Source organism: Paenibacillus sp. NPDC093718 (assembly GCF_050279985.1).
Lineage (GTDB): Bacteria > Bacillota > Bacilli > Paenibacillales > Paenibacillaceae > Paenibacillus_AQ.
Genome location: NZ_JBNNUS010000005.1, coordinates 37,278 through 50,452, shown reverse-complemented (window position 1 = coordinate 50,452; position 13,175 = coordinate 37,278). Strand labels below are relative to the sequence as shown.

The 13,175-nt window shown below is 49.3% G+C and carries 9 protein-coding genes; 5 read left to right on the top strand and 4 right to left on the bottom strand.

Annotated features, from left to right (window positions below; translation table 11 throughout):
* On the bottom strand, nt 1-822 hold the full coding sequence (locus ACQKPA_RS16035) for a DUF2877 domain-containing protein (protein WP_427493606.1): 822 nt from the start codon (nt 820-822) through the stop codon (nt 1-3).
* 451 nt (nt 823-1,273) lie between these two features.
* On the opposite strand from ACQKPA_RS16035, the gene ACQKPA_RS16030 reads away from it, so the two are divergent.
* The 4 genes from ACQKPA_RS16030 to ACQKPA_RS16015 all read left to right on the top strand — a co-directional run bounded on the left by ACQKPA_RS16030 (nt 1,274) and on the right by ACQKPA_RS16015 (nt 8,399).
* A complete protein-coding gene (locus ACQKPA_RS16030; RefSeq protein ID WP_427493605.1) occupies nt 1,274-2,968 on the top strand; it encodes a PucR family transcriptional regulator in 1,695 nt (564 codons plus the stop codon).
* Between the two features lie 49 nt (nt 2,969-3,017).
* Nucleotides 3,018-3,329 carry a helix-turn-helix domain-containing protein gene (locus tag ACQKPA_RS16025; protein ID WP_427493604.1) on the top strand — a complete coding sequence of 104 codons (312 nt, stop codon included), beginning with the start codon at nt 3,018-3,020 and terminating at the stop codon, nt 3,327-3,329.
* A gap of 744 nt (nt 3,330-4,073) precedes the next feature.
* Nucleotides 4,074-6,755, top strand: a complete 2,682-nt coding sequence (locus tag ACQKPA_RS16020) for a beta-glucosidase H (protein WP_427493603.1) — start codon at nt 4,074-4,076, stop codon at nt 6,753-6,755.
* Between the two features lie 129 nt (nt 6,756-6,884).
* Complete coding sequence (locus tag ACQKPA_RS16015) at nt 6,885-8,399, top strand: glycoside hydrolase family 30 protein (RefSeq protein WP_427493979.1); 1,515 nt, start codon at nt 6,885-6,887, stop codon at nt 8,397-8,399.
* A gap of 165 nt (nt 8,400-8,564) precedes the next feature.
* Here the strand turns inward: ACQKPA_RS16015 and ACQKPA_RS16010 are convergent, their stop codons facing one another.
* Together ACQKPA_RS16010 and ACQKPA_RS16005 are read right to left on the bottom strand one after the other, a co-directional pair.
* Nucleotides 8,565-10,040, bottom strand: coding sequence for a multicopper oxidase family protein (locus ACQKPA_RS16010; protein WP_427493602.1), 1,476 nt, complete (start codon nt 10,038-10,040; stop codon nt 8,565-8,567).
* A gap of 55 nt (nt 10,041-10,095) precedes the next feature.
* A complete protein-coding gene (locus ACQKPA_RS16005; protein WP_427493601.1) occupies nt 10,096-11,052 on the bottom strand; it encodes an SDR family NAD(P)-dependent oxidoreductase in 957 nt (318 codons plus the stop codon).
* A 134-nt stretch (nt 11,053-11,186) separates the two neighbouring features.
* Between ACQKPA_RS16005 and ACQKPA_RS16000 the strand changes: the two genes are divergently transcribed.
* A complete protein-coding gene (locus ACQKPA_RS16000) occupies nt 11,187-11,321 on the top strand; it encodes a hypothetical protein (protein WP_427493600.1) in 135 nt (44 codons plus the stop codon).
* 303 nt (nt 11,322-11,624) lie between these two features.
* Here the strand turns inward: ACQKPA_RS16000 and ACQKPA_RS15995 are convergent, their stop codons facing one another.
* Nucleotides 11,625-13,163 carry an extracellular solute-binding protein gene (locus ACQKPA_RS15995; RefSeq protein WP_427493599.1) on the bottom strand — a complete coding sequence of 513 codons (1,539 nt, stop codon included), beginning with the start codon at nt 13,161-13,163 and terminating at the stop codon, nt 11,625-11,627.
* Nucleotides 13,164-13,175 lie beyond the last annotated feature (12 nt).

Here is a 13,175-nt window from a genome sequence, read left to right as displayed (position 1 = left end):
TTACCTCCCATTTCTTTCTATGCTAAGCTTCAAACCATTCACCAGCCCAAGCGCGATATCCGTTCCTGATGTAGAACCGATACCGAGTACCCTGGATAAGCTCGAAATAACCTCAGTCTTACTGCCATGGATCATATGATGCATGAACTCTCCTATGGATTCCCTTACCTGGCCGCTTACCGCTTTCTTTAAAGCCATATAGCTAATCGGATTGCTCCTATCAGCCGATGCTGCCACAACCTGCTCGCACATATGGCGGATCTTGAACAACGGACCATTCGTTAGATTCATAACGGCAAACAATCCGACCAAGAAGTCGTCGCCCGACGGAGTCAGACCAGGGCCCAAGCCTATTAGTTGAATTGCATAATGAGATGCAAGACTGACTTCGCCTTTGGATAACGCTTCAAGAAGCCCCGCAGAGCGCTCTCTCAGCAATCTATCCATTTCCTGATCGAAGGAAGTTCCGGTCTCTGCAGATGGCTTCATCCCACCGGCCTTGCCGTGAGCTTCAATCCATAACTGCGCTTCAGCTACATGGTTTCTTAAGATGTCTTCGTCTTCGGGATAGGATGGGAGCTTGCTCCGCCATACATGGACTTGCTGAAGCATAACGGCTGCATTCTTCCCTACGTATAACCGATCTCCCTCCGCATAGACCTGATCTCCAATCACCAGCCCCCGTTTGGAAAAGCTGTCGATCAGCGTATTGGGCGCATTGTCCACGCTGTCATTGGCAATCGTATATAATTCACCGTTCGTCCGGCACTTCAGGTTCACCGTTCGATCAAAGATGCTGTGTACCGTCCCATTAAATTTCAAGCTCCTTATTTGTTGAAGGAATCCCGCGTCGCAAGAGATGGTGGCGCTTACAACAAAAACGGCTTGTGTACTTGTTGTCTTCCCGCAGCTTCCCGTTATATCGCCTCCTTAACTTACAGATGGACAAATGCTGTCTTTTGTCAGGTTATCCTTTTGAACGCGTCATTCACCTTGGATCGGCCCTACCTTAGTTGTGGATAAATGACCTTAGATGCTATACTGAATTCAAAATTAGCCAGCATATAAACGTCGAACATATACAGATGAATGACCTTCCATAGCTAAAAGGATATTTTGTGAATTATATCACACTTAAAATTTCGAAGCACTCCTGACACCCTTATTGTAATCCAGGGTTAAGCTGCGGTCATTGTACAGCGATACTAAAAACAAAGCGTATTCGCTGTGCACATTGCACAATGAAGAACAATAACAAAGGTGTGTGTTAAGAATGCTAACCATCAGGGACATCCTTCAGATCAAAGCGATCGAAGGCATTAAGCTCGTTGCAGGGGCGGCAGGAATCGATCACCAGATATCCATTGTGAATATTATTGAAAATCCGGATGTATTCGATTGGCTGGCATCGAATGAGCTGCTCCTGTCCACCGGATATATTTTTAAAGATAGCGAAGAGCTGCAGAATCGGGTCATTCATGAATTGGCCGAGAACAACTGCGCGGGCCTGTGCATCAAAATGAAACGTTATTTTGACCGGATTCCGCAAAACATGATCGATCTGGCGAACAAGTATGGACTTCCACTGCTGGAGCTCCCTTTTGAATACACCTTGTCCAGGGTGATCGCGATCATTAATGAGAAGACCAATGCCGACTATGACGCGCTAAATCGCAGATCACTCGACCTGCATAACGCGCTGTTCAAAATCCCTCTGGAAGGAGGCGGTATCGAACAAATTTCGGCCGAATTGGCTGACATCATCCATAATCCGCTCCTGATTCTCGACAGGGACTGGAATCTGCTCTGTTATACGGACCATCCGGATAATAAGACACCGCTGGAGGAGTTCTTGTCGCTCCAGAAGAACAGACCCATCTTCCCTTCCGAATTTACTGAAGCCATCCCGCAATATGTAAGCGAAATCAAGAAATCGATCCAGCGCGACTACGATCATAAGGGGCAATCGTTCAAATGCCGCATCATGCCGATCTCGGTGTCCAGCCATGTGTACGGATACATCGTCGTCTTCCAAACCGTTCGCAAGCTGACGGAATTGGATAATTTGGCGTTAGAGCACGGATCAACCATCCTTGCCCTGGATCGCATGAAGGCGAAAGAGCTGGAGGAAGTGAAGCTCAAAATCCGGCACGACTTCTTTGACGACTTACTGTCCGGCAACATCACCTCGATCGAGACGCTGCACTCGCAGTCCGATCTGCATGGGCTCAATATCAACTATACCTACTACTGCATGGTCGTTCATATTGAACCGACCCTTCTGGAAAGCTACAAGGATATCGTATACCGCAAATACGAGCTGGAGCATATGGTGAAAAAGTGTGTTAACCTGATCCACGGCCTGTCCAGTAAAGCCAACGGGGAGCTCACATGTTACTACCGAAGCCAGCAGATCATCATATTGGTTGGGAAGAATGAGAATAAACCGCCGGTTACCGTCAACGAAACGAAGGCTTTCGCCCATGAGCTGGTCGAGCTGTTGACCCGAGAGATGAAGAAAACGCAGTTTCTTATCGGAATTGGCAGTCAGTATAAGACGTTCTCTTCACTTCATCGAAGCTTCTTCGAAGCCCAGGAAGCCATGCGATTGATGCAGCGATTCAAAGACAATCGGATCATCTCCCATTTTGAAGATTATGCCGTCTATCATTTTCTCGACTCCAATATCAAGCCTGCCGAGATGGAAGAGTTCTTCCACAACACACTTGGCGTCATCCATCACCATGATCAAACGTTCAACACCAGCTTTATCTCTACGCTGGAATACTATTTCATGCATAATCAGAATGTAACGGAGGCCGCCAAAGCGATGTTTATCCACCGCAACACCTTCATCTATCGCATCGACAAAATCAAGGAGCTGCTGAATTCCAACTTAAAAAACGCTGACGAGTTATTTCAGATTCAATTGGCTCTCAATCTCTATCGGCTGCTGAATAAAGGATAGTCCACTCCATGAAGAGTTGCTACTTCTGGCCAATGCGGAAGATGCACTGATGGTCCGAGCAGCGGAATGGATCTACCAGAACTCGTATCCCCCCTTCAGCCATGAGGGCGCTGTCGGATTCGCTGAGCCTCACCCCGTCCAGTTTACGCGCCGGCTCCGGAAATCGTACCGCATCGCCACTTCGGATTTCGTCCGTTCCTTGCGCATCGGCAAGGTGGCCGAGCTGTTGCTGGACACCGAGATGACACTGGATCAAATCGCCACCTGCTGCGGATATGAGAACGGCTTGTATCTCAGCCGGGTCTTCTCCAAGAACATGGGCGTGAGTCCGTCCAAATACCGCGAACAGAATCGGTTATAACGCATAACCCATTCGGCCCGGACAGCCAGGACGACCGTGTACTCATCGCACAAACGTATAAAAAAAGCTCATTCCTAACTCATGTTCAAGTTAGAATGAGCCTTTTCATGTCGGTTCTCTCAAATGAATATAATCGTGACGCCCTTCATCCATATTCATTTTAGTTTTCATTCTTCTAAATATAATAGGATTCAGGTTCCGTCGAAAATGCTGAATGCATTTTCTCCATCCTTTTCATTCCATTTTCTGAAATATATATACAATTTTCTGAAATAAATCAGACCTATTTTTCTAAGACAAGAGACCGACATCCACTTTGCCAGACTAAAGCGAACGAGGCAAATTCAAGAGGAATGGGGCCTAATTATTAACGTTTTTGTAATCTTTAGACCCAAATTTATGACACTGCTGTCATTTATGAAGGATTGATATCCAAGAAATGGTCGGTGCACATTTTCAAAAAGTACGATAGTCTAATTGCCGAGATGCTAACCAGTTCACCCAAGAGGGATGCCGCGGATCAATCGGATGGACACCCGGTCTTGCTTATCCTTATATCCAGCAACCCCCCATTATCCAACTTATCCCATCGGATAACATTTAATTTAGGATGACAAAGCCGGGTAAGGGATCTCAATTTTTACGCCCCTCTGATCACTTGATATCAAGCGACCAGGAATGTATCTGAGTACATAGCACGGCGTATGCAGGGGCAAACGCTAAATTAAGGAGGAGTTTATACCATTGAAGCTAAAATCTCGATTATTCTCTAAACTAGTTGCACTTACCGTTATTGGTGCCATCGCTGCCGCTCCGCTGCAGATTGTAAGCGCCGAATCGAATGACGGCGGATCGCGTCCATGGATGGATACCTCTCAATCCGCTGAGAAACGCACAGAGCTTTTGCTTGACGCCATGACGCTTTCCGAGAAAATTGATTTTGTTACAGGCAACGTCAATAACAATTACGGGTTTTATAACGCCCCTATTGAACGGCTTGGCATTCCCGCGCTGACCATGGCCGACGGGCCAACCGGCGTGCGGGTCGCCAATCCGGATATTCAGGATAAAAAATCGACGGCTCTCCCTACTCCGATTGCGCTGGCCGCAACCTGGAACACGAAAACCGCTGCGGAGTACGGGGACCTGGTGGGCAATGAATCCTTCAATACCACCCATAACGTCCTGCTCGGGCCGGGATTCGATATTGCCCGTCTGCCTTGGGGTTCCCGGAATTTTGAATCCATGGGCGAAGATCCTTTGCTTCAGTCGAAGATGGGCGTTGCTTATGTCAATGCGGTTCAAAAATACCCGGTTATCGCGACAGCCAAGCATTATCTATTGAACAACCAGGAGACCGAGCGTTTCACGGTGAACTCGATCGCAAGTGAGCGCGCGATGCAGGAAGTATACCTGCGTCCATTCGCCGCAGCCATCGAGAAAGCCAGCCTGGGTTCGGCCATGTGCTCCTTTAACGAGATCAACGGCACGCCGGCCTGTGAAAATAAAGACGCTTTGACCACGATGCTCAGAGACCAGCTGAACTTTAATGGTTTCGTCATGAGTGACTACGGTGCCAACTTGAGCACGGCTCCTTCCGCCAACGCGGGCCTCGACTTGGAAACACCCGGAGACCCTTACGGATTTTGGGGTTCTAAGCTCATGAACGCCGTTCAAAAGGGCGAAGTTAGTGAAGACGTCATTGACGAGAAGGTAAGTAACATTCTGTTCCAGATGTTTGACAAAGGGCTTTTTGATCACCCTGCGGTAAATAAGCAGATTCCTGCAGCTGAGCACGGCGCGAAAGCGCAACAAATTGCAGAAGAAAGCATGGTGCTTCTGCAAAACAAGGACAAGGCTCTGCCGCTGAAAGCAGGCAGTCTGAAATCCATTGCTGTTATCGGTCCGGATGCGGACAACTACGCAACGGTTGGCGGCAGCTCGCTTGTGAAGCCGACTTATACGGTAAGCCCGCTGGAGGCCATCCGCAAACGTGCCGGAAAGGGCGTTGAAGTAAATTACGCAGCCGGTACCGATCCGATTTCCACAGCGGATATTATGAATGGGCCATCGGCCATTCCATCTTCGCTGCTGAGCCCCGTTGATGAGAACGGCAATCTAATTAAAGGCGAGCATGGACTTCGGGCGGAATATTTCAATAATACGAATCTTGAGGGCCAACCTTCCGTGGTACGCACGGATGGTCAAGTGAATATGAACCTTGGTTTTTATAACTATGACGGATTAAACGGACAGTCCTCCAAACTGACTCCCGTCCCTGGCGATTTGAACGGCAGAATGTCGGCACGCTGGACTGGCGCGATTGCGGCTCCGCAGGACGGCGAATACACCCTTTCGCTCTCGAGCTTCGGCTCCAGCAAGCTGTATTTCGACGGCAAGCTTCTGATCGACAATAAAGGGGAGAAAGTGGCTACCGAGAAAGTGGCGGTGCAGCTGAAAGCCGGCGAAAGCCACAACGTGCGCATTGAATACCGCACGGATTGGACAGATGGCGACAGCGATTTTGGCGGACTGGTCCGCTTCGGCTGGGAAGCGCCGGAAGAGGTGACCGATTCGAAGATGCAGAAGGCGGTTGATCTTGCGGACAAATCCGACGTTGCCGTCGTGGTGACGCGCACCTATGAAAGCGAAGGCTACATTGACCGTTCCGACCTGGATCTTCCGAATAACCAGGAACAATTGATCAAGAAGGTGGCTGCGGCCAACCCGAATACGATTGTGGTTCAAATGAGCGGCAGAGCCGTGCAGATGGACGGCTGGAAAGATAACGTTAAATCCATTGTGCAAGCCTGGTATGCCGGGCAGGAACAGGGCGACGCCATCGCCAGCGTGCTATTCGGCGACGTGAATCCATCCGGTAAACTGCCGGTAACTTTCCCTGTCGACGAGCGTTCCACTCCAGTATCGGATGAAAAGCAGTTCCCTGGGGTAAACGGAGACGCGAATTACTCCGAAGACATTTACGTAGGATATAAGGGTCATGAGAAAGAAGGCATCAAACCGGCATTTGCGTTTGGGCACGGTCTTTCTTACACGAACTTTGACTATAAAAACCTGAAGACGAAAGCTAAAGGCACCGGGCAGGACTCCACGATTGAAGTCTCGCTTAACCTCCGGAATACCGGAGCTGTAACCGGCGCCGAGGTTGTACAGGTCTATACCGGGAAACTCCCAACTAGCGTAGATACACCGTCCAAACAGCTGGCCGGCTTTGCCAAAATCGAGCTTAAACCAGGCAAACAGCAGCGCGTAACGGTTGAACTCGATCCTAAGGCCTTCTCTTATTGGGATGAAAATAAAAAGGCCTGGGTTATGCCTTCCGGAAAAGTGCCGATTTATGTGGGCAGTGCCTCCGACGACATTCGTCTTACAGGCAGCGTCACCGTTAAAGGCTCCGGCAAGTAAAGCATACGACTCATTCTATATTTCAGCCTGGGGCGTTGTTCGCCCCGGGACTTTTTGTTTAGGAGAAAGGAGGAACGGAAAATGGAAGACAAGAACGAAGCCGGCACCAAGCTCCATTCGGACAGAGCGATGAAACCGGAAAACGCACAGCGGCGCAAATGGATCCTGCTAAGCGCACTGCTGGTTCTCACCTTGCTGTTCTGCTCCTTGGCCGTCCCGTCCGGGACGGGAAGCGAAACTTCTGCCGAGGTATGGCTAACAACGGGGGACCGGACCAACCTTTTAACCAAAAAGGCGCCGGTCGTATTCACGGACCAAGATTCAAGCGAGGAAAAGCTCACCGTCAAGGTGAGTCCGGAGGTCCGATATCAAACCATGGACGGGTTTGGCGCAGCGATTACCGGCTCTTCGGCTTATCTGATCAACCATAAAATGACCGAAGCTCAGCGGAGCTCCCTTCTTGGCGACTTGTTTATGGAAGACGGCATCCGCCTCAGCTTTGTCAGACATACGATCGGCGCTTCCGATTTTTCCGTGGACGAAAACGGCCAACCGAGCAGCTATACGTATGACGATATCGAATCGGGAACGGATTACGGTCTGGAGCATTTCTCCATAGACAAGGATGCGGATGTGGTCTCCCTGCTGCAAAGCATGCTGAAGAACAATCATGCGGTCAAAATACTGGGCACCCCCTGGACCGCCCCGCCGTGGATGAAATATGGGGAGAACACCTACAACGGCTGGTATCTGGATTACACCAATCCCAAGGTTTATGCCGCCTATGCGGATTATTTCGTGAAATATATTCAAGCGTATGAGGCAAAAGGAATTCCGATTTATGGCCTGACGATTCAAAACGAGCCGGCGTTCACGTCCCCGGACTACCCAAGTATGAGCATGGGAGCCGAGGAGCAGGCCAGGTTCATCCGGGATTATCTCGGCCCCGCCTTTATCCGGCAAGGGATCGGGACTAAAATTATCGCTTTCGACCACAATTGGAAGCTTGGCGAAGCGTACGCCGGGAAAGTGCTTGGAGACAGCGGGGCTGCTTCTTACATCGACGGGACTGCGTACCATTGTTATGAAGGTTCACCGGAGGCCATGTCGGCCGTTCAAAGTGATTTTCCGGACAAAAACATCTATTTCACGGAATGCAGCGGCGGGCAATGGAGCCCGGACTTTGGCGATAACTTGAGCTGGCAAATGAGCAATCTTATCATTGGTGCGCCGCGCAACGCTGCCAAAACCGTTCTGTTCTGGAACCTGGCCCTTGACCCGGATGGGGGCCCGACCAACGGGGGCTGCGAGGACTGCCGCGGTGTGGTTACGGTGAATCCGGCAACGGGAGACGTGGAGAAAAACGTGGAGTATTATGCTCTCGGACATGCCAGCAAATTTGTGGATCCCGGAGCTGTTCGGATCGCATCCACCCGTTACGAGGGGAAACTGGAAACCGTGGCATATGAAAATCCCGACGGCTCTCTCGTTCTGATCGCCGCCAATCCGGGAACCGCAGAGCTGACCTTTAGCGCGGAATGGAACGGGAGATCTTTCTCCTACAGCCTGCCTCCCAAAAGCGCTGTCACTTTTAAATGGCTGCCGGATTCCGGCAGCCATGACTTTATTAATAGTAAACTATAAAGACATTGCCTCCATTACTATTGGCTTGTTCTAAAAATTGCGCAATCTTGTGTGCAACTTCAGGAAGAGTAAGCACGATATTCGGGAATAGATCTACTGCATTCTCAATCACTCCATTCGCATTTAAAGAGTCCCATGGAGCCACCTCCATGCTTTACATACCGCTCATAAGTCCGGTAAATTTCCCGATTTTGTCCCGACCCGAAAAGGTGTCGAAATGCCTTCATAATTGAACATCATGCTCATCCCCATGGATGCGTGCATCAGATTGTGGCAATGCATCATCCATAGACCCGGGTTATCCGCTTTAACGTACACCTCGAAAGTATCACCTTCTTGTGTTAATAGTGTATCAAGATAAACGGGACTTCCGCTCAAAGGCTGACCGTTATGGCTTAGCACCTGAAAAATGTGTCCATGCAAATGAAAAGGGTGGTCGCCTCCGCCAGCATTCGTAATCGTCATTTTCACACGCTGGCCTTCCTTGACCACCAGTGGTGGTACTTCATGAAAACTTTTTCCGTTAATGGAGTTGATGAACAAATTCTGATCGAGCTTTAAGGTATAGGACTGATCGTAGGTTAATTGGTCTACAGGAGCATTCGGATCTGGTTCTCCATAGTCGGTCCATCTGAATAAGCTGTAATCCGAACGGATCTCCGGTTCGCTACCGGTTCCCAATGTTACCTTCAAGCCTGATTCACTCGTGACGATGACTTTACCTTGCTGCGGCAGCTCAAGGAGAAGATCATAACGCTGGCCCGCTCCCATCAGAAATTTATAATGATCCAGCATCTCCGGTTCGTGGAGGTCATGGCCATCCATCGCAATTATTCGGTAAGAGGCCCCGTCGACGCGAATCGTTTCCGTTTCGTTCGCAGCATTGATCATCCTCAGTCTGACTCTCTTTCCGGGAGCCGCCTCGATATTCTTTCCCTTTGTTGAACCGTTCATGAGATAAGTTCCATTTAACTGTTGGATAAGGATGGTTTCCTCCTGATCGTAATCGAACCGATCCTGCTGAGGGTCGACAATGAATTTCCCCAGCAGGCCTTTTTCAACCTGGATGGAGCTAGCCTGATGAGAGTGATACCAATACGTTCCGGGAGAGTCTGCAATAAATTCGTACGTATACTGCTCTCCGGGCTTTACGGCATCCTGCGTCACACCGGCTACTCCATCCTGCGAACAAGGAAGGACAATCCCGTGCCAATGGATGGTAACCCCTTCTTGAATGTCCTTGTTGTCCAGCACGACACGGACTCTTTCGCCTTCGGCAACTCGAATTTCTGGTCCTGGCGTGAGGCCGTTGAATGTCCAAACCTTCTCGGTATCTCCATTATCTAATTTTTTCTCGCTCTGTGAGGCCGTGAGCCGAAACTCGCGTATGGGCGCGTCGTTCTCCCCCTCTGTTATAGCTTCGCATGACCGTGTCGCCAGTGAAGCCTGGTGGGTTGCCGCAGAGGCGGTTCCATGCTGATGGCCCGCCATCCCTTCCATGTGATGCATTTCGCCCATATTTACTTCATATGGTTTTTGCATGCGAATTTGCCAAAAGTACGTGCCAACCAACGCACCAAGCAGGATCGCCGCTCCCAACCCCGCTATACCGACCTTCCCTTTCCAAGTTAACCTCCGCATAAACTTTCACCCCTTTTTTTTGATTGATCAATCAATTACTAATTTATAAAAATGTTCACCGTTTTTTCTGCAGTTCGCGAATCGTTGCTGCAATTCCATCCGCCGGCTTCGTAGCCGGAATTGGGCCGATAAAACGCTTATATTTATCCCCGCTTAGGCGCAGCGGTTCTTCCGTTAAGTAAAGCATTTCAACAATCTCCTTCATGACGGGGACGAATAGACCGAGCAGCGACAATCCAGCCTTGCCAAGAGCAATAACAGGCTTCTTCATACCGGAGGCTTGCTGGGCGATACGGACAATCTCATGACCGGAAATAATATCCGCCCCGGGGATGTTCCAATTTTGACCATATGCTTGATCCTGTCTCGCAAGCTCTACAATCATAACTGCCGCATCAGGCAAGTACACATATTCGCGAGGAACCTTCATGTTTCCGATGAAAAATGCCATTTTGCCTGCCGCGATCGCTTCGAGTGTCCCTCCCAGATAGGATGCTTGATTTGCAGTCGGTCCGTAATAGTCCGGCAAACGAACAATCATGGCAGACACATTCTTCCATCTGCTGCTAAAGATCATCTGCTCAAAAGCAAGGCGAACTTTACCCTTTTTGGTATGAGGTTTTTTTGGATGCTCCTCGGTTACCCGATCCATCTGTCTTCTTCCGTAAGGGTAAATTCCGTCTATTGCGACAACCTTCAAGCTTAATCGATTGGCTGCCTCCATGATGGCTTCGCCGAGCGGAATCAATTTACTCTCCATTTCGTGGTATGGAACGTTGGCACAATGGAACAATACCTCCGCTTCTATTGCCGCAGTTACAATGTCATCCGGCCGGTATGCATCCCCGATTGCTAACGTAAGATGTGAAGGATTGCCGAGTTCTCTTGCAAGCTCCTCCAGCTTTTGCCGCGACCGTCCAAATGCAATCACAGGCAACCCCTTTTTTACCAACTCTGCCGTAATAACAGCACCAGTACCACCCGTTGCACCCACTACAATTGCTTTTTTCATATTCATCAACACTCCTTTTATTAGTGATTGATCAATCACTAACTTATGATCACACTATAGCAAGTTGTAATTGATTAGTCAATAACCAAATTTCAAATTTATGGCATCGGCATTTTGAAATGGGATACAGCTATTTGAATAAGGTTTTACAGTTCTATGGGATATCGACTGAGGCGATTTTGGTTGAAGGAACGGCATCATCAGAGCAAGCTCCTGCTATTAAAGAAAAAGCAATCGCACGTGCTAAGGAAGTCGCCCAACGATTCTAATAAAGGAAATTGAAGTCATGCTTCGATGCTGGTTCCGATTACTTTGGGGGGAGCCGCCGGATTAAACCCCAATATCCGCAGGAAATCAATTCGCATCGATCCCAAAATAATAAGAAAAACGTCGATCGACGTACTTTCACAGAAGACAGACCGCTTTTGAATGTCGTTTTTCTTGCGATTACAGAATGGTTCAGCTTCGCTGAAATTTATATATTTTATAATCTAAAAAAAGCCTGTTGAAGTTTTTCAACAGGCTGACCGCTTCCTACCAGAAGCGATCATTTTTTTGCGGAACGGTAGGTTCTATTTTGCCAAGAAGGCGTCGACCTGATGCTGCAGCTCATTCTGGATTTTCTTGAGCACCCCTTCCCCTTCCGTTTGGAACCTGGCGAAGTATTCGTCCGGGTCAAGCGCGCCGTTAAATAATCCGCTATAATATTTGGCCTGAATGGTCGCGAATTGGGCCACTTCGTTCTTCACCGGCGTCGGATCGAAGGTGAAGCCGGTCATGATGTCCTTTGTGAAGTTGTCGGCTTGCGTAATGAATTGTTTATACTCTTGAGTCTCTTCGTCAGTACCGACCCATTCCCGCTCTAACGTGGGATTCAGCATGAGCTGGAACGAGACAATGCCGCCATCGTTGTTCAACGTGTCATATTGATGCTCGCCGACTGCTTTCCAGTTCACGCCTTCAATACCATGCTCCAGCAGATCGTAATTCTCCTGCCGGTTCGCCCAATCGAGAAACATCATCGCACGGTCTTTATGCTTGCTCGTCTTTACAATGCAGATGAAATTGTCCATCTTGAAATTGGAAAAGTTTTTACCGGGGGTTAGATCAAACAGACGAACCGCTTCCAGTTCTCCTTCGGGCACGACCTGCTTTAACTGGTCGTTGTACGCTTTAGGAATGCCAAAGGCCATTTGGGGCGTGGCCGCTACTTTGTTTAGGAGCTGCATTTCTCCCGGACCAGTTTTATTCGTCAAGACGTCCAATGACATGACTTTGTCAACGAACAGCTTGCGAACATCCTCGATATTGGACCAGATCTTAGGTTCCTTGGTTTCAAAGAAATTGTAGACCTTCCCGTCGTTACCCTTGTAATACAGCATCAAGCTGGCTCCCGCAAAATTGGTTGGGCGAATGTTGATGCTGGTATCATCCCGGATCAGCCAGTTGACCCAGCTGTAAGTGACGTCGTCTGCGCCTGCAAGGAGCGGCGTGATACCGAGCTCATTGTCACGAACGGCGTAGAGATAAGCTTTTAGATCCTCATACGTTTTTACGGGCGGCAGGTTCAGTTGCTCCCTCAAGTCCTTCCGGATGAAAACCGACCTTTCCTGGGTATAAGCGCTTCCCAAGGGAACGCCATAGATGCTGCCGTTGATTTTGTTCGCGTCCCACATTTGCTGCGGTCTCGTCTTTAGCACATTGGGGCCGTATTGGTCCAGCAGTTCGCTTAATTCCTCGTAATAACCCTGGGAAGCCATCGTGTCCAGATGCAGCCACGGAGCATCGAAAATCAAATCCACGCTCTCTCCCGAAGCCAGCATGACATTGGTCTTCTGATTTAGATCGGCAAAGTCGACAAAGGTAAATTTAACCTGTGTATTGATTTCGGCTTTTAATCGTTTATTGACTTCAGCCAGCACCTCGTCATAGTTAGCCCCCTTGGCCCCCGGAATGACAACCTCCAAAGTTACCGGTTCAAGGGACGGATCGCCGGTTCCCCCGGAATCGCCCGGCGCGGAGGCGCCCCCACCGGATCCGGAGCACCCGGACAAAGCGATGGCTAGTCCGAGCAGCGCCGTCACCAAGAATTTGCGTTTTGATTTGGCCATGTAAATGACTCC

What these genes read in the sequence shown, in the direction of transcription:
- ACQKPA_RS16030 (WP_427493605.1), top strand. Translation starts at nt 1,274, where the DNA reads ATGCTAACCATCAGGGACATCCTTCAGATCAAAGCGATCGAAGGCATT.
- ACQKPA_RS16025 (WP_427493604.1), top strand. Translation starts at nt 3,018, where the DNA reads ATGGTCCGAGCAGCGGAATGGATCTACCAGAACTCGTATCCCCCCTTC.
- ACQKPA_RS16015 (WP_427493979.1), top strand. Translation starts at nt 6,885, where the DNA reads ATGAAACCGGAAAACGCACAGCGGCGCAAATGGATCCTGCTAAGCGCA.
- ACQKPA_RS16010 (WP_427493602.1), bottom strand. Translation starts at nt 10,040, where the DNA reads ATGCGGAGGTTAACTTGGAAAGGGAAGGTCGGTATAGCGGGGTTGGGA.
- ACQKPA_RS16005 (WP_427493601.1), bottom strand. Translation starts at nt 11,052, where the DNA reads ATGAAAAAAGCAATTGTAGTGGGTGCAACGGGTGGTACTGGTGCTGTT.
- ACQKPA_RS15995 (WP_427493599.1), bottom strand. Translation starts at nt 13,163, where the DNA reads ATGGCCAAATCAAAACGCAAATTCTTGGTGACGGCGCTGCTCGGACTA.